The sequence below is a fragment of the Pectobacterium actinidiae genome, assembly GCF_000803315.1.
Lineage (GTDB): Bacteria > Pseudomonadota > Gammaproteobacteria > Enterobacterales > Enterobacteriaceae > Pectobacterium > Pectobacterium actinidiae.
Map to the genome: position 1 here is coordinate 2507459 of NZ_JRMH01000001.1, position 18538 is coordinate 2525996.

At 54.4% G+C, this 18538-nt stretch carries 12 protein-coding genes; 6 read left to right on the plus strand and 6 right to left on the minus strand.

The window, feature by feature from the left end:
- Window positions 1-55: 55 nt before the first annotated feature.
- The 3 genes from KKH3_RS10650 to KKH3_RS10660 form a co-directional block, all read right to left on the minus strand.
- A complete protein-coding gene (locus KKH3_RS10650) occupies window positions 56-1600 on the minus strand; it encodes a M20/M25/M40 family metallo-hydrolase (protein WP_039359191.1) in 1545 nt (514 codons plus the stop codon).
- A 123-nt stretch (window positions 1601-1723) separates the two neighbouring features.
- Window positions 1724-2767: a YcjF family protein gene (locus tag KKH3_RS10655; RefSeq protein WP_010276789.1), complete on the minus strand. Its 1044-nt coding sequence runs from the start codon at window positions 2765-2767 to the stop codon at window positions 1724-1726.
- Complete coding sequence (locus KKH3_RS10660) at window positions 2764-4161, minus strand: YcjX family GTP-binding protein (RefSeq protein ID WP_039359193.1); 1398 nt, start codon at window positions 4159-4161, stop codon at window positions 2764-2766. The genes KKH3_RS10655 and KKH3_RS10660 overlap by 4 nt, the downstream gene beginning before the upstream one ends.
- A gap of 251 nt (window positions 4162-4412) precedes the next feature.
- Here KKH3_RS10660 and KKH3_RS10665 point away from each other — a divergent pair, with 251 nt between their 5' ends.
- The 5 genes from KKH3_RS10665 (at window position 4413) to KKH3_RS10685 (ending at window position 15857) form a co-directional block, all read left to right on the plus strand.
- Complete coding sequence (locus KKH3_RS10665; protein ID WP_039359196.1) at window positions 4413-6155, plus strand: ShlB/FhaC/HecB family hemolysin secretion/activation protein; 1743 nt, start codon at window positions 4413-4415, stop codon at window positions 6153-6155.
- A gap of 11 nt (window positions 6156-6166) precedes the next feature.
- Complete coding sequence (locus KKH3_RS10670; RefSeq protein ID WP_039359199.1) at window positions 6167-6682, plus strand: toxin-activating lysine-acyltransferase; 516 nt, start codon at window positions 6167-6169, stop codon at window positions 6680-6682.
- A 27-nt stretch (window positions 6683-6709) separates the two neighbouring features.
- Window positions 6710-14515: a hemagglutinin repeat-containing protein gene (locus KKH3_RS10675; protein WP_039359202.1), complete on the plus strand. Its 7806-nt coding sequence runs from the start codon at window positions 6710-6712 to the stop codon at window positions 14513-14515.
- The gene (locus KKH3_RS10680) at window positions 14515-15123 is read left to right on the plus strand and encodes a hypothetical protein (RefSeq protein WP_080756533.1); all 609 of its coding nucleotides are present in this window, start codon (window positions 14515-14517) and stop codon (window positions 15121-15123) included. Before KKH3_RS10675 ends, KKH3_RS10680 begins: the two co-directional genes overlap by 1 nt.
- 179 nt (window positions 15124-15302) lie before the next feature.
- Entirely contained in the window at window positions 15303-15857 is a 555-nt protein-coding gene (locus KKH3_RS10685) for a hypothetical protein (protein ID WP_234991524.1), read from the plus strand.
- 92 nt (window positions 15858-15949) lie between these two features.
- On the opposite strand, the gene pspC is transcribed toward KKH3_RS10685, so the two are convergent.
- From pspC to pspA, 3 genes are all read right to left on the minus strand, one after another.
- Window positions 15950-16315 carry an envelope stress response membrane protein PspC gene (pspC, locus tag KKH3_RS10690; protein WP_039359208.1) on the minus strand — a complete coding sequence of 122 codons (366 nt, stop codon included), beginning with the start codon at window positions 16313-16315 and terminating at the stop codon, window positions 15950-15952.
- Window positions 16315-16539 (minus strand): envelope stress response membrane protein PspB, encoded by a 225-nt coding sequence (gene pspB / locus KKH3_RS10695; RefSeq protein ID WP_039359210.1) that lies wholly within the window; start codon window positions 16537-16539, stop codon window positions 16315-16317. The genes pspC and pspB overlap by 1 nt, the downstream gene beginning before the upstream one ends.
- An 83-nt stretch (window positions 16540-16622) precedes the next feature.
- Window positions 16623-17288 (minus strand): phage shock protein PspA, encoded by a 666-nt coding sequence (gene pspA, locus KKH3_RS10700; protein ID WP_010276756.1) that lies wholly within the window; start codon window positions 17286-17288, stop codon window positions 16623-16625.
- A 225-nt stretch (window positions 17289-17513) separates the two neighbouring features.
- Between pspA and pspF the strand changes: the two genes are divergently transcribed.
- Window positions 17514-18503, plus strand: coding sequence for a phage shock protein operon transcriptional activator (gene pspF / locus KKH3_RS10705; protein WP_039359213.1), 990 nt, complete (start codon window positions 17514-17516; stop codon window positions 18501-18503).
- Window positions 18504-18538 lie beyond the last annotated feature (35 nt).

An 18538-nucleotide genomic window follows, 5' to 3' on the forward strand; every position in this document is an offset into this window, starting at 1 on the left:
GGCAGCAAAAGTTGACACATCTGTACGTTTTTTCCACGTCAATGACGAAACGGGGTTACGACAGCGGCGTCGTGGCCATCGCCACAATGGTGCGAATGCCTTCCAGATAGTTACCGAGGCGTAAGTTCTCATCAAAACTATGCTGATTATTATCGGCATTCACCAGAGGAACGATGACGTAAGGCACCTTCAATACGCTGACCGCACCGCTCATCGGCAGCGTCCCGCCCATCATGCGATTCTTCTCTGGTGCGATGCCACGCGGTGCGGTTGTCGTCGCGACGGCCCAGTGACCCAGCGGGGAGTCGATCTCCGTTCTCGCCGCATAGGCACTGCTCGGATAGGCCGTCAGGCTAAGGGAAATCAGGTGCGGATATTGTTCGCGTTCGGCCTGTGTGGGTGCCTCACCGGCAATGATATGAAAGCCTTTGCTGGCGATATACTGGCGTAACAACACATACATCTCATCCGGCGGCGTTTCCGGCACGGTGCGAATATTCACGCTGGCCGTCGCGGTTGACGGAATGGCGTTCGACGCTTTTTTGCCCGTATCGCCCGCTCTAATGCCGAGAATATCCAGAGAAGGATATTGCACTGCTTCTGCCGCATTGCTGGCGACATTTTCTAGCCGAGCAACACCAAAGCGTTTCTCCAACGCCCCAGCGGGAGGGGCGGTCTCCGCGACCTGTTTTTTATCGCTCTCGCTCAACGTAACGCGGTCATAGTAACCGGGGATCGTAACCTTACCGTCCGCATCTTTCATGCTGGCTAGCAGCGTTGCCAGATTTTGCACCGGATTGGGAATGACATTGCCATAACCACCGCTGTGCGCCGCCGCGTTCGCGCCGAAAACCGTCATATCGATTTGGATTGAACCGCGATTGCCAAAGTTGATGCCGGGCTTATTGCTGGACGGCATCGCGCCGTCATAAATCACCATCCCATCGCTTTTGAGTAGCGTAAGATGATCGGCCATCACCGTCGTCAGACCGGGTGAACCTTTTTCTTCTTCAGAATCTAGCAGCACTTTGATATTGACCGCAGGTTCAACGCCTTTATCTTTCATTGCGTCCATCGCGGCGAGAAACATCACGATCGGTCCTTTATCATCGGCCGATGCCCGGGCGAAGAGACGCCATTCCGGATTGATATCCCCTTTCAGCAGGCGCGACTCGGGCAGTGTTTGCCATTTGCCAGCGGCGTCTTTTTCTTTCAGCACAGGCTGCCACGGCGGCGTTTGCCATTCGGTTGGATTCACGGGCTGTCCGTCAAAATGCATGTAGAACAAGATGGTTTTACGATCGGCTTTTGGCGTACCCAGCTCAGCATAAACCAGCGGTTTATCCCCATTCTTCAGTTGCTGCGTGGTGAAGCCACGCTTCTGAAAAGCCTTTTCCAGCCACTTAGCATTACGCTGAATATCCGCAGGCACGGCAGCATCATTTGGCAACGTGAGTAATTCAAGATATTCAGGGAAGCTGTTTTGCGCGTAACGTTCCGCATCGGTGGGTGCCAGTACCAGTTGTGCACTGGCAGGTAAGCAGAGAATGGCTGCCGACAGCGACAGCGCCGCCAGCGTCAATTTTTTACCGGGAATCATAAAAACGTCCTGTTATACAGAAATGAGGAGCTTTAATCCTACACACGATTCTGTAACAACGGTACTCACACTGCCGGACAATGAAAAATGTGACGAAGGCGCATACTGCGCGCCTTCGTTCCCCTAACGCCCTTTTTGCAGCGTTTCTTTTACCTGACCAATCAGTTCGCGGCGGAAATCACCGAGGCGTGGCTTGTCATCCAGCCACGGCAGCGGGCGACACAGTTCCATCGCTTTAATGCCCAGACGTGCCGTCAGCAGCCCCGCACCAATGCCCTGCGCAGCGCGGGTCGATAGCCGTGCAGCAAGATCCTGCGACATCCAATCCATACCAATCTCCCGCACCAGCTCCGATGCCCCAGCAAACGCGATATTAACTAGCACCAGTCGGAACAGGCGAATGCGGCTGAAATAACCGAGTTCGATGCCGTACAGCGCGGCAATACGATTAATCAGACGCAGGTTGCGCCAGGCGATAAAGGCCATATCCACCAGCGCTAGCGGGCTGACGGCAATCATCAACGTCGATTCCGCCGCGGAGCGGCTGATTTCACGCCGCGCCTGCGTGTCCAGTACGGGCTGAACCAGACGCGCATAAAGCTCCAGCACTTCGCGGTCGTTGTGGGTTTCGTGGAGTGAAGCCTGCCAGCGTTGTATCGCCGGATGGCCGCTATCCAACCCAGCCTGACGCGCCAGTTTTTCACAGAATTCACGCCCGCGCCCCACGCCGTGGCTGTGTAGCAAATCGCGTGCTACATCGCGCTCTTCCGCACGTTCTCTCAAGCGATAGAGGCGTCGCCACTCGACGGCCAGCGAACCGACACCCGCCGCCACAATCAGGCTACCCGCGGTAATACCGCCCAGCGCAATCCAGTCCTGCTGCACCCAGGCGTTGTGCAGCGACTGAACGCCCTGCGCTAGCGCGCTGACACCAAACAGCCCGATTCCTGCCATCACCATACGCCGCCATAGGCTGCGCTTTGGCCGCAGCGCCGCGCTGATCGCCTCTTCCGCCGCGCCTTCTTCTGGCACTTCCTCTTCGCGGCTGATCGGGGAAAATGGCGTACCGCTCTGCTCATCAAACGCCAGCCCTGCACGTAGCTGCGGCTGAGGCTCTTGTGGTGAAACATCGTCGAAGGTGACGCGGGGTTTTAATGGCTCGTTCATCGCAATTTATCCTTTAGCAGAAAGTCCATGACCGTATCCAACCGGATATGCGGCAACGGCGTGTCTACCGTCATTTCTCGCGGACGAAATTGATCGAAATGGAAGCCCTGCGTTTGCCAGAATGCGGCACCCGGTAAACGCGCAGGCACTTCACCGGGGTAGACCGTCAACGGCTGGCCGTCGCTGAGTCGATGCCCTTTCAGCGCAGGAATTTTCTGGCCCTGATGATCGACCACCCCGCTCTGCGTTGACTGGATCGACGCAATGCCTTCACAGCGCATATCAATGCCTTCAAACGCGGCATTCTGCCACGCTTCTTGCACCAATTGCTGAAGCAACGACACCAGATTGGCGTGCTGATCGGCGGTAATGTGATCCGCTTTACTCGCCGCAAACATCAGCTTGTCGATACAGGGCGAGAACAAACGCCGGAACAGCGTGCGCTTCCCGTAATGAAAACTTTGCATCAGTTGGGTCAACGCCAGCCGCATATCGTTAAACGCATGAATACCGCTATTGAGCGGTTGCAGGCAATCGACCAGAACAATCTGCCGGTCGAAGCGCACAAAGTGATCTTTATAAAACCCTTTGACGACCGACTGGCAGTAATAGTCAAAACGCTTACGCAGCATGCCGATGTTGGTTTTGTCATCCGCCTGCGCCAGTTTGGCTTCACCGATATTATTCACCTGCGGCCAGGGGAAGAATTGCAGCACTGGCGCGCCCGCCAGATCGCCCGGCAGCACAAACCGCCCCGGCTGAATAAAGTGCAGCCCTTCCTGCTTACAACGGTGCAAATAGTCGGTATAGGCCTGTGCCACCTCGGCAAGCTGGTTTTCATCTGCTGGCGCCAGCGGATCGATTTTCTCGCACAGCGCCAACCAGGGTTTCGCCCATTCAATGCGTCCCCCTTGCAGCAAACCGCTCATCTGCTGTGACCAGCTCAAATAGGTTTGCTCCAGCAGCGGCAGATCCAGCAACCACTCGCCGGGGTAATCGACAATTTCGAGATAGAGCGTCGAGGTGTCTTTAAAGTGACGCAGCAATGAATCTTTAGAGCGATAGCGCAGCGCCAGGCGGATTTCACTCACACCACGCGTCGGCGTCGGCCAATCCGGCGGGGAACCATATAGCGCTGCCATGCCTTCATCATAGGCAAAACGCGGCACGCCCAGATCGCGCTGCGGCACGCGTTTCACACCGAGCAAACGCTCTTCGCGCACGGGAGAAAACATCGGCAGGTGTGCCCCGCTGTGGGTGTTCAATAATTGATTGACGAACGCAGTGATAAACGCGGTTTTGCCACTGCGGCTCAACCCAGTGACGGCAAGGCGCAGGTGACGATCCACGCCGCGATTGACCAGGGAGTTAATTTCGTTCTGTAGTCGACTCATTGAATGAACCATCACTCCTGTAATTGAGAAATATATCGTATCAATATAATAAAATCAGACAAAAACCTCACGCCGACATAAATTCAGTCACGACTACCTATCTGTGACACTGTATTTTTACCGCCAAAATGTAAAGAAACAGTAATTTTAAGACAACTCTTAGCAAACAAATTGTTAACTTACATAACCTGAAATTGTTCCAATTAACAAATGTTGCCCCAATAACAATCAATAATTCAGGTTAATTAATTATGCTACGGAATGCGTCATTCTCTGACGGGTATCAACCTGCGCGTCTCAGCCAGCTTGCGCTATTTATTTTATTGACCACCTCAGCAAGCAGCTGGGCGGCAGATAATAATCTGACGCCTCTTGCCGCGCCGAATCGTGTGGATGAACAGCTAAATATTAACCAGCAGGATCGCCAACGTGCGATGCAGCAGCAATTAGCCCCGCAAACACCCGATGTGCGTTTGCAGCCCCCTTCTTCATTCTTTACTAAACTACAATTTCCTCAAGAGCAACAGTGCTTTACGCTGTATCACATTATCCTGACCGGTAAAGAAGATTTCCCCTCCTGGCTGCGTATTCCGCTACAGCAGCTGGCCGATCAGGGTAAAGGTCAGTGCCTGGGCGCTCAGGGTGTCAACCTGCTAATGAGTGCGCTGCAAAACCGTCTGATTGATCATGGCTATGTCACCGCGCGCGTGATGGCACCGCCGCAAAACCTGAAAACCGGCACCTTGCATATCACCCTGATTCCAGGGAAAACACGCCAGATCAAACTGACCAAAGAGAGCGATCGCTACGTGAACCTCTGGAGCGCCCTGCCAGCGCGTGAAGGCGAACTGCTGGATCTGCGTGATATCGAGCAGGGACTGGAAAACCTGCAACGCGTGCCAACCGTACAGGCAGAAATGGCGATTGTTCCGGGCGAACAGCCCGGCGAAAGCGACATTGACGTGACCTGGAAACAGGAAAAAATGTGGCGTCTCGGCGCAACGCTTGATGATTCAGGCACCGAAACCACCGGTCGTTATCAGGGCGGCCTGACGCTGTATATCGATAATCCCTTCTCGCTCAGCGATCTGTTCTACATTTCCGGCAACCACGACCTTGAATCCGGCAGCGAAAAAGGCAGCAAGAACTACATGCTGCACTACTCCGTGCCGTTCGGCTACTGGATGGCGGGCGTCACCGCCAGCGGCTACGACTACAACCAGAATGTGGCGGGCGCGTATGAAGACTACAACTACAGCGGCAACAGCAAAAACCTTAACTTCCAACTGAGTCGGGTGCTGTACCGTAGCGGCAGTCAGAAAACGTCAATGAGCTATGAAATTCTGACGCGCGAATCACAGAACTTCGTCAACGATACCGAAGTGGATGTGCAGCGGCGTAAAACCAGCGCCTGGCGTCTGGGCTTGCAGCACCGCCACTACTTCGGCGCCACCACGCTTGATGCAGCAGTGAGCTACCAGCGCGGCACTCGCTGGTTCGGCGCTATTCCGGCGCAGGAAGAGTATTTCGATGAAGGCACCGCGCTGGCGAAAATTATCCAACTCAATGCACAACTCGATGTGCCGTTTACGCTGGGCAATCAGACCTTCCGCTACAACGTACAGTATCTGCGCCAGATCAACCACACCAAACTCACGCCACAGGATCAGTTGTCGATTGGTAACCGCTGGACCGTGCGCGGCTTCGACGGTGAACGCACTCTGACGGCCGACCGCGGCTGGTTCGTGCGCAACGATCTGGCCTGGCGCACGCCGCTGCCCAATCAGGAACTGTATCTCGGCGCTGACTACGGCGAAGTTGACGGCACGCGTGATTACCTCGCCGGAAAACATCTGGCGGGCGGTGTACTTGGCCTGCGTGGTAACGCCTTTAACACCGGCTATGACCTGTTTGTCGGTGTGCCGTTCTCCAAACCGGAAGGGTTCCACACCAGCCCGGTCACCCTCGGCTTCAACCTCAGTTGGCAGTACTAAGGAGGCGCGTGATGAAGATTCCTGTTAATGGCTATCAGTTAACCGCACCGCTGCTCGGCGGTCAATTCAGCGAGGCGGAAGCGCTTGGCGCGGCGGTCTGGCTGTGGATGCATTCGGAACAGCACCGCGATATTCCGCTCAGTGTGCTGCCGACGCTGCTGTTGCCTGCCATCAAACATCAGCAGTTTGTTATCGCCAGCCGCGATGACAAGCCCATGTTTTTCCTCAGTTGGGCGTGGATGGATGAAGAAGCGGAACAGCGCTACCTCACCGGCCCCGGCATTCTGGTGCAGCCGCAGGACTGGACCAGCGGCGACCGCCTGTGGTTCCGCGACTGGGTCGCGCCATTCGGCGATCAGCAGGCGTTTCGCCGCATCGTCGGCGGCACGCTGTTTCCCCATTTATGTGGCCGTGCGCTGTACCACAAAGGGGCGGAACGCGGACAACGGGTATTGCAGTTCCGTGGCGATGATGTCACACAGCAACAATTCAGACTCTGGCAGCAGAACACGCCGCTGGTTGCTTAACATCACTTTTAGCAGGGATAACTTTTCGTGAATAAGAACCTCTATCGCATCATTTTCAACAAGGCTCGCGGCCTGTTAATGGTGGTTTCCGAAATCAACCGCGGCCAGGGTAAAAGCGGTGCAAACGGCGTCGGACATACGCTGAGCCAACTGATTGGCCGCATGAAGCCCACGGCCTTCCTGACCATGACGGCACTCGGTTTGGTCACGCTCGCGCCACAGGCGCTGGCGGCCGGGATTGTTGCCGACAAAAGCGCCCCGGGCGGCCAGCAGCCGAATGTCATGCAGAGCGCCAACGGCACGCCGCAGGTCAATATCCAGACGCCGAGCGCCGGTGGTGTTTCGCATAACAAATACACCCAGTTTGACGTCGATAACAAAGGCGCCATTCTCAATAACTCGCATAAGCAGGTACAGACCCAGATGGGCGGCTGGGTGGCGGGTAACCCATGGCTGGCGAAAGGCGAAGCCAAAATCATTCTTAACGAGGTCAACTCGCGCGACCCGAGCAAGCTGAACGGCTATGTCGAAGTGGCAGGCCGTAAGGCGCAGGTGGTCATTGCCAACCCGGCGGGCATCAGTTGCGATGGTTGTGGCTTCATTAACGCCAACCGCGCCACCCTGACCACCGGCACGCCGCAGATGACCAACGGCGAACTGCGCGGTTACCGCGTGGGCAAAGGTGAAATCGTGGTGGAAGGCGCAGGCATGGACAGCAGTCGCCAGGATTATACCGACCTGATTGCCCGCACCGTGAAGGTCAATGCCGGTATCTGGGCGAAAGATGTGACTGTCACCAGCGGTAAAAACGAGGTGACCGCCGATAACAGCACGGCCACAGCCAGCAGCGCGACCGACAGCGACAGCAGCGACGTCAAGCCGACGCTGGCGATCGACGTCGCCCAGTTGGGTGGCATGTATGCCGGTAAAATCCGTCTGGTGGCGACCGAGCAAGGGGTCGGCGTCAGCAACAAGGGCACACTCGGCACTCAGGCGGGTGATATCACCATTAACGCGAATGGCGATATCGTCAACAGCGGTTCGGTCAATGCCGGACAGGATCTGCTGCTGGGCGGTAAAAAAGTCGATAACAGCGGCACCCTGTTCGCCCAGCGAGATCAGAGCACCACCGCCAGCGACGAGGTGACCAACAGCGGCCTGATCGCCGCCAAAGGTAACACCCGTGTGCGCGGCGCAACCATCCGCAACAGCAAAGGCGCGGCCATTGCCGCCGGGATGAAAACCGACGGCACCCTGGCTAACAGCGGCAATCTCATTCTCGCCAGCGACGGTAAACTGACCAGCCAGGGTCAGGCGCTGGCCGGTGGCGATTTGAACGCCAGCGCCAGTCACATTGATCTCAGCGGCAGCGATACCGCCGCGCATCACGCCACCCTGACCAGCAGCAGCGATATCATCACCGACGACGCGCAACTGCTGGCAAGTGGCGATTTGAAACTCTCAGCCGCCGGTAAACTCAGCAACGATCGCGGCGTGATTAACGCTAATGCGCTACAGGCCAGCACACCGGTTATCAGCAACCGCGGTGGCCAATTACTCCAGAGCGGTGACAGCGATCTGCAACTCAGCAGCGGCAGCATTAATAACCAGAATGGCCGCATCGCCGCTAATGCCAAAAAATTCAGCGTACAGAGTGCCAGCCTGAATAATCAGGGCGGCACCATTATGGCGGCCGGTTCCGGTTCGCTGGATGTGACGGCCAGCAGTGAACTGAATAACCAGAACGGTACGCTGGCCGCCGCCAGCGATCTGGCCATCGCCACGCCGTTGCTGAACAACAATCTGGGACAGATCTCCGCCAATAAGCAGCTGACGCTCGATCAGCAAAACGGCAGCGCCCTCGCCCGCACCGCAGCCACCAGCAGCGATCTGCGTATCAGCAATGAGGGTGGCCGTCTGGTAGCGGGTCAGCAACTGACCTTCCGCGGTCGCGAGATTAACGGCAGCGGTGAAGTTTTGTCACTTGGCGATATGGATCTCAGTTTCGCCGACGGCTTCAGCAACAGCGGTAAAACGCTGGCGAACGGCGATCTGACGCTGAATGTAAACAACAGCCTGATCAACACGGCGCTGCTTGGCGCAGGCGGTAAGCTGAATGTCCAGGCCAGCAACATCGATAACCAGGCTACTGGCGAACTAAGCGCGCAACAGAGCACGCTGAACGCCAGCGATACGCTGAGCAACCGCGGCTTGATCGACGGCGTGCTGACGCGCATCAACGCCAGCACCGTGAACAATATCGGCACCGGCCGCATTTATGGCGACGGTCTGGCGATCGGCGCAGCGACGCTGAATAACCTGGCGGAAAATAACAGCACGGCCACCATTGCGGCGCGTCAGCGTCTCGATCTGGGCGTCGGTACGCTGAATAACCGCGACCATTCCCTGATCTACAGCGACGGTGATATGGCGATTGGCGGAGCGCTGGATGCGGATGCGCTGGCGACCGGCAAAGCGGGTGAAATCAACAACCACAGCTCGACTATCGAATCGGTAGGCAACATGGCGCTAAGCTTCACCGCGCTAAACAATATCAACGACAACTTCGCTACCAGCATGGTGCATTTGTCCCAGCAGCAGAAAGATGAGTATATGGTGGTGGACCTGAATAATGGCGTCCACTACAGCCCTGACGACTACAACATCCGCTTCTACAAAGATGAAGTCCGCCATATCTGTATCGAAGGTGTGGTGTGTGGTCGTGACCATTACTATCAGTACAGCTATACCGAGACCATCAGTGAAGCGCAGATCACCCAGAGCGATCCGGCGAAAATTATCGCTGGCGGTCAGATTTCGCTCTCCGGCGATAAGCTGCTGAACGACAAGAGCCAGATTATTGCTGGCGGCACGCTGCTGACGGCGGTGAAGGAACTGGTGAACACCGAAGTCACCGGTCAGAAACTGACGGAAAAAGTCGGACAGGTGATCGAATGGGATCGTATCCACCGTAAAGGCAGTGACGACCAGAAAGCCAGAGCGTCTGCCTATACCCCGCCAACGGAAATCCAGTCCATCAGCCTCAGCCCGAGCGTGATGAAGGAGAATACCCAGGCGACCAGCAGCGCGCCATCGCTGGCGGATTATGCCGCGCAGCGCGTGGAAGTGGCCGGACAGAACACCGATGTGATTCGTTCCATGACGCCGGACGCTTCCCTGCCAACCGGCAGCCTGTTCACTACCCTGCCGGACGCCACCAGCAGCTATCTGATCGAAACCGATCCGCGCTTTACCAACCAGAAAACCTGGCTGAGTTCCGACTATATGCTGAGTCAGCTGCGGACCGATCCGTCGATTACGCAAAAACGTCTCGGCGATGGCTTCTACGAGCAGCGCCTGGTGCGTGAGCAGATTGTTGAGCTGGTCGGTCAGCGTTATCTGGCCGATTACACCAGCGATGAAGATCAATACAAAGGTCTGATGGAAGCGGGCGTCAGCTTCGCGAAACAATTCAACCTGGTGCCGGGCGTGGCGCTCACCGCCGAGCAGATGAAACAGATCACTCAGGATATGGTGTGGCTGGTGGCGCAGGATGTGAAGATGCCGGATGGCACCACCCAGAATGTGCTGGTACCGCAGGTGTATGCACAGGTGCAGCAAGGCGATATGGACGGCAGCGGTGCGCTGCTGGCCGGTAAAAATGTCAGCATTGGCGTCAGCGGCGGCATGCTGAACAGCGGGCGAATCAGCGCCACCCAGTTGGTCAGCGTTTCCGGCGACGATATCGTCAATGTTGGCGGCATTATCGCTGGTAAGTCCGTTTCGCTGAAGGCGACCAACGATATCACCAATACCGGTGGCATGGTGCGTGCAACCGATACCCTGCTGGCGCAGGCCGGACGCGATATCACCGTTGCCAGCGAGACCAACCACGCGGAAAGTCAGAACGGCAGTAACAGCTTCAGCCGTGACAATCTCGACCGCGTGGCGGGCATGTATGTGCAGGGTGACGACGGCAAACTGCTGCTACAGGCAGGCCGTGATGTCAATCTACAGGCCGCACAGGTGGTTAGCTCCGGTGAAAACAGCCAGACGCAGATCGCTGCTAACCGCGATATCAATATGACCACCGTCACCACCGGCAGCAGCGACAAGGTGGTGTGGGATAAAGATAACCATGTCACACAGACGCTGACTCAGGTACAAGGCAGTGAAGTCACCAGCGACGGCAATATCTCGCTGAATGCCGGCAATAATATTAACGCCCAGGCGACGAAACTGAATGCCGATCGGCAGCTTGCGCTGACCGCCACCAATGATATCAACCTCGGCAGCGCCAGCAGCCAGGAATATCTGGATATGAACTCCAAGGTGAAAGGTTCCGGCTTCCTGTCGAAACGCACGACCACGACCCGCGCCGGTTACGATGCCACGCTGGCGAACGGCAGCAGCCTTGGCGGGGAAAATATCTCCCTCACTGCGGGTAACAACCTGAATATCACCGGCAGCGATGTGGCGGCGGATCAGGATCTGGCATTGCGTGCCGGGAATGACCTCAATGTCACGGCGGCGGAAGAGAGCCGCGACAGCTGGTCGATGAAGAAAACCACCAAGTCAGGCCTAATGAGCAGCGGCGGCATTGGCTTCTTTGTCGGCTCGATCAAAGAGAGTTCGACCTCCGATACCGCGGCGCTGACCCACAATAACAGCACGCTGGGCAGCGTCGATGGTGATACCAGCCTGGTGGCGGGCAATAATATTGCCGTGCAGGGTTCTGACGTGATCGCCGGTAACGACATCAATATGGTGGCGAACAATATCACCATTGATGCCGCGAATAACCAGAGCACCACCGACACCACTTACGAGCGCAAACAGACGGGTCTGACGTTGGCGCTGTCCGGCGCGATTGGCAGCGCGATCAACACCGCTTACACCAGCGCGAAAGCTGCCGATGAGCAGCAGGATGGTCGTATGGCATCGCTGCAGAAGCTGAAATCCGGTCTGGCAGGCGTACAGGCCGCTCAGGCCGCAGTACTGGCATCGCAGAACGCCACCGACCAGAACGCCATTGGTGTCAGCCTGTCGCTGAGCACCTCGAAGTCGAAGAGCGAGAGCCACAGCGAAGCGGTCAACGCCTCCGGCAGCACCGTGCAGGCAGGCAACAATATCAACCTGGTGGCGACCGGCTCAGAAAATGGCACCGATGGCGATCTGACCATCGGCGGCAGCCAGTTGAAAGCGGGTAACGATGTGCTGCTGTCGGCAAACCGCGATATCAACCTGCTGTCAGCGCAGAATACCCAGTTGCAGACCGGCAAGAACAGCAGTAGCGGCGGCGGCGTGGGCATCAGCATCGGCGCTGGCCAAGGTGGCGCAGGGATCAGCGTGTTTGCCAACGCCAGTAAAGGTTCCGGTAACGAGAATGGTGATGGCCTGACCCATACTGAAACCACCGTCGACGCGGGTAATAAACTGACGGTAAACAGCGGACGTGATACCACCCTGCGCGGCGCACAGCTGAGTGCCGATCAGGTGGTAGCCAATGTCGGTCGTAACCTGACGCTGCAAAGTGAGCAGGACGTGAATAACTACGACTCGAAGCAGAAGAACAGCTCAGCAGGCGCCAGCTTCACCTTTGGCAGCATGACTGGCAGCGTCAGCGCCAGCGTGGCGAAGGACAAAATCCACAGCACCTATAACAGCGTGCAGGAGCAGACCGGTATCTTCGCGGGTGACGGCGGCTTCGATATCAACGTCGGTAACCACACGCAGCTGGATGGTGCGGTGATTGGCAGCACTGCCAGCGAAGATAAAAATCGTCTCAGTACTGGCACGCTGGGCTTCAGCAATATCGATAACAGTGCAGAGTTTGAAGTATCGCACAGCAGCGTCGGCATCAGCACTGGCGGATTGGGCGCACAGGATCTGCTGAAAAATGCCGTGCAGAATCTGGCGGCCAATGGTCTGGGAGCGGATGGCAGCGATGGGAATGCTTCCGGCACCACGTATGCGGCCGTTTCTCCAGGTTCGCTGATTATCCGTGACCAGGCGAACCAGCAGCAGGATGTCAGCGAACTAAGCCGCGATGTCGAGCACGCCAATCAGAGCATCAGCCCGATCTTCGATAAGGCAAAGGAGCAGCAGCGTCTGAGCCAGCTTCGGTTGATTGGTGACGTTGTGAATCAGGGCGTGGATATCACCCTCAGCCAGGGCCAGATTATGGCGAACAACGCGGGAATTAAAGCGGCTGGCGAGTGGGATGAGACCAAGGAGACGCGTCAGGAGTACTGGGCTCGTGTACAAAATACCGCCGCATATAAGGACATCAACGATCAATATAAAGCGGGTGGCGAGCTGAATAAAGGCATTCGTGCCGCAGCGGCAGCCATCACTGCGCTGGCGGGTGGCGATCCACTGAAAGCACTGGCACAGGGTGCTGCGCCTTATCTGTCCAGCACAGTGCGCGATTTGACCCTACAGAATAGTGACAATCCAACCGCCGCGCAGATCGCGGCAAATGCTATCGGCCACGCTATCGTTGGCGGCGTGGTCGCTGAGCTTTCCGGTTCGAGCGCCACTGCTGGAGCAGTGGGTGGAGCGGGTGGTGAGCTGGCTGCACGAGCGATCGTCGACTATCTCTATCCAAACAGAACGGTTGAGTCGCTGACTGATGATGAACGGGCCAAAGTCAGTAATCTGGCATCTCTGGCTGCCACCATGGCGGCAGGCCTGGCGAGCGATTCTTCGGCAGGCGCAGTGGCTGGACATGATGCAGGTAAAAATGCCGTTGATTATAACCTACTGTCAAATAAGTACGGCGTTGAGAAACTGAGTAAAGAAGGCCGCGCGCTGTATGAAAAACTAAAAGCCGCTGGTATTGGTGGTATGGATGAACTACAGGAACGCTTTACTGCCTGTGGCTCTAATGGTAAATGCCAGACCGAGATCCGCAATGAGTACCGTAAACTGGAAAAAGAAGCGGGTGAAAAACTGGTCGCGATGTATCAATCTGGGGCAATAACGGCCGATGAGTTCGGCTATCTCGTAACAGATTATGCCAGAACTATGATGGATGGTGCACGACAGGGCCAGGAAAATTCTGATTACTCTGGATTCATCGGAGACATCTATACACAGACGGGCATTGACTGGACACCAATGGGCGTCGCTGGCAATCCTTATATCGCCGCCATTAAGGGCAGTGAGCAACTTGCTGAATGGAAAGCACAGGGACTAAGCGATGAGAAAATCCGTGAGCTGGCGCTGAAAAACGATATCATTACCTCAGCGATGACGCCTGTTGATATCAATGGGATCCTCAGCTTATACGATAACGGTGCATCGGGGCAGGAAGTTATAAAATTTGCTGCTGGAATGGTGTTCAATAAAGTCGTACAAAAAACGCAGGCGGGTGCAGGTAAAGGAAGTACTTTAAATCAGGCAGATAAAGTTGCTGCTCAGGCGCAGCAAGATCTGCTAGATAAAATTAAGAATTTCCCTTCGAAAACCCAGGCGAATAAAACCGCCACCATGGTTGGCGCCTACGATCCAGTGACAGGTAAAACCGCGGTAGGAAGCAGTAATGCCAGTATCACAGCGGATGCATTGGATCCCAAAACTGTTGCCTACATTGAAAAGCAGTTAGGCGTCAAAATCGGTGAGTTTACGAGTTTTTGCAAGAACAAAGCAGGAGCCTGTGCTGAAGTTTCTGCAGCAGACCAACTGGTTCGTCAGGGGGTATCACCGGAGAATGTTAAATTTACGGATGCCGTCAGGCCAAGAGCGGTGTACGACGCAGGAAAAGTGACACCAGAATCGGTCATAAAACCTTGCGAAAATTGCCAGGTAACATGGCCTAAAGGACAATAATGATGAACACCTTAAACATAAACTGGAAACCTGAATTCGGTACAATTTTCACCTGGTTTGCGATGGATAAGCACGGGAAAATTGCCGTTATGGTTAACAACTGCTTTGGTGATCTGCCGAAAGCACTTTTATCAATCAATGATGCCGAGTCATTACTCGATCAGTTGAACGAATTTTTATGGGAAGAATCGGAACACTTTACCGTCTATCCTGAGAATAAGTGCGGAGAGACTGTGTCAGATCTGTATTCCGGCTTAAGATTTAGCCATATGGCTAGCAGAGAAGAATTTGATCAATGGCTAAAAGAACGATCCGGTCATGAGCAAAAAATCGGGGACTATAATGTCCCCTCAGTAAAAGGATTTTTTGTCTATCACGGGATTGAGGGAAGTTCTGAAGGCGAAGATTATCTTGTTGGCTATGACGGTAATACGAAAATGGGTGATTACTTCCGCTTCTTAGTACCTACGGTTTATGGTTCGATAGACGATTTCCCCAGCGAACTGCATCATGGAATTGCAGTATCAGATGTAGTCGATTTCACAACGGATCGACTATTTGATAACGCAAAAATCAACGACTACTTCCCCAGAATGTATAGTGAATAATCGTATATACCCTAAATAATTCGAGTTTCAGGCAGCCAACGCACATGCAACTTGAAGTATGACGGGTATAGCCTCAGCGTCATGCTGAGGCTTATTTTACTCTGGTTGAATAAAACGTTTAGATATTATTCTCCCCTTTCACTAGATGATTTGAATAATCCAGTATCGAGGAAATGAAAGTGAAATTTTTACGGCTAACCAACCTTGCTGCGATAACTATTTTAGCGTCAGGCTGCTCCATCATGCCGAATAATTCCTTTTTTACCCCACCAGCTGAAAAAAATGATTCACCATGGGTACGTATCGTAGATAACACAGAACAGACAAGTATCTATCAGATGTTAAACGGCAAACGCACTGGCGGTCTTATTCGTTCCAGTGAATGGGTATTACAGAACACCCAGGATCGCGGTATGCCGAAAGTCTCCGGTGAGAAATACAATATCGATTACTACGAAACCCCCTTAGTGCCTGGTCTTGAAACCGCGATTATCAACGTTTATGTTGAAAGCAAATACTCATGCCTGATAACCACTCGCTTTGTTCCGGAAAAAGGCAAAAAGTATCAGTTCCAACTGGAAGCCGATACCTTGCACTACCAGTGCCGCGTACAGGCCAGCGAGATTGTGCAAGACAGTCATGGTCAGTGGAAACTCGAACCTCTACAGAATGTGCGCTACAGTGCGAAAGAAGGAAATGGCTGGCATCCGATGCACAGTGGGATCGGATCATAGAGATTGCAGCGAAAAAACAGCGCGACATTATCCACTTTCGACCCCAGTCGTACGGTGGATAACGTCAGCGAAAGAGTATAACCGATGGCAAATTACAGGTGACGAAAGCGGTTCTGGACGCCAAACGTATCCGAGGTGACATAGCGTTCAATGTTACGCAGGCGCTGTTCGCTGGCCTGCAAGGTCGCGTCCGCCTCATTCAGCAGTTGGCTGGGCGTTCGGGTCGTCTTTTCATCCTCAAACCCCATTCCTGCCGGAGCCGGGTCGAGCATAAAAGTCAGGATGATGTAAGCCACCACGGTGAAAAAGAACAGGCCGAAAAATATCGACAGCACCGCAATCAGTCGCACGAGTTTCACTGGCACGTCAAAATAACGTGCTAAACCAGCGCAAACCCCTTTCAACATACCTTCTTCCGGCAAACGGTATAATTTTTTACCTGACCACGTATTTTTCATTACGATTTTCTCCAGTCCGGGTGTTCTGTATCCAGAATGTCTTCCAGCGCTCTGATACGCTCGCGCATACGATTGGACTCTTCCGTTAAACGCGTCAGACGTTGTATATCGTTTTGTCCCAGTTGAGCACTGTTTTTACGCTGACTGTAATGTAGCCAAAGCCATATCGGTGCCACAAACAACATGAAAATGGTCAGCGGAATGGCAAGAAACAACGCACTCATTGTGTCTCCTTAGTTATTATTCACACGCCCTATGGCGGCTGCCGTTTTCCAACGACAGCCATCCGATGACGTTTATGCTCTTATTACTCTGCTGGCTTAACTTTAGCTTTAAGTGCCGCCAGCTGCGCGCTGATTTCATCGTCCGCTTTCAGCTCGGCAAACTGCTGATCCAGCGATTTTTGTTTCCCCAGCCCGTGGCTTTCCGCTTCTGCTTCCATCGTGTCGATACGACGTTCGAACTGATCGAAACGCGCCATGGCTTCGTCCAGTTTACCGCTGTCCAACTGGCGGCGCACATCACGTGACGATGCCGCAGCCTGATGGCGCAACGTCAGCGCCTGCTGGCGAGCGCGGGTTTCGCTTAATTTATTCTCCAGCTCGCCGATTTCACGTTTCATGCGCTCCAGCGTTTCATCCACGCTTTCGGCTTCATGCTGCAACACCGCGATCAGGTCAGTCAGCTTCTGCTTCTCAATCAGTGCCGCACGGGCCAGATCGTCTTTATCTTTGCGTAGCGCCAGTTCGGCTTTTTCCTGCCACTGATCTTGCTGACCATGCGCTTGTTCAATACGGCGGGCAATCTGTTTCTTTTCTGCCAGCGCTCGTGCCGAGGTTGAACGTACTTCAACCAGCGTATCTTCCATTTCCTGAATCATCAGCCGCACCAATTTTTGCGGATCTTCAGCTTTATCCAGCAATGAATTGATATTGGCATTCACGATGTCGGCAAAACGAGAAAAAATACCCATAATTACATCCTCTTCATGATTTCCAGCGTCTCATTACGCCTGATTTATCACCGCGGCTGACCCAGCCAGCCGCGATCTCACTGTAGATATATCAATAAGCATGCCAACTTTTAATTTCATTTAACTAACTGAAAATAAAAGGATAGATAATTTTGACTATTTTTCTCTTTTCGTTAGATTAGTCAAATACACTAACAGTTAGTAAAAATAATACGGTGAAACATCATGCTTCAGGAAAAAGAGAACCTGCTGGGCGAAGCCAACAGCTTTCTGGAGGTACTGGAACAAGTGTCGCAACTGGCACAGTTGAATAAACCTGTGCTGGTGATTGGCGAACGCGGTACCGGTAAAGAGCTGATCGCTAGCCGTCTGCATTACCTTTCCCCTCGTTGGCAAGGGCCGTTCGTTTCCCTCAACTGTGCGGCGCTCAACGAGAATCTGCTCGATTCCGAGCTATTTGGTCATGAAGCGGGTGCCTTTACCGGGGCACAGAAACGCCATCTGGGGCGCTTCGAGCGTGCCGACGGCGGAACGCTGTTTTTGGATGAGCTGGCAACCGCGCCGATGCTGGTGCAGGAAAAATTACTACGGGTGATCGAATACGGTATGCTGGAACGCGTCGGCGGCAGAGATCAGCTACAGGTTGATGTGCGTCTGGTGTGTGCGACCAATGACGATCTGCCTGCGCTTGCCGCCAGCGGTAAATTCCGTGCCGATTTGCTCGACCGTTTGGCCTTTGACGTGGTGCAACTCCCACCGCTGCGCGAACGCCAGCAGGACATCATGCTGCTTGCAGATCACTTTGCGATTCAGATGTGTCGCGAATTGCATTTGCCGCTGTTTCCGGGTTTTACCTCTGCCGCGCGCGCGACGCTGCTGAATTACAGTTGGCCGGGCAATATTCGTGAGCTGAAAAACGTGGTCGAACGCTCGGTGTATCGTCACGGCGACAGCGAACAACCTCTTGATAATATCATTCTGAATCCCTTCCGCCGGGCTTCCGCCGTTCAGGAAATATCCTCACAGACGACAACCGGCCTGCCGGATTTACCGCTGGATATGAAACCGTGGCTACTGGAACAGGAAAAAGGCTTGATCGATCGGGCATTGAATCAGGCAAAATTTAACCAGCGTAAAGCCGCTGAACTGCTGGGATTAACCTATCACCAACTGCGTGGGTTGCTGAAGAAACACGATATTGCGGTAAACGAATAAAAATCGGGAAAGAAAAGGCGGGCGAATTAACGCCC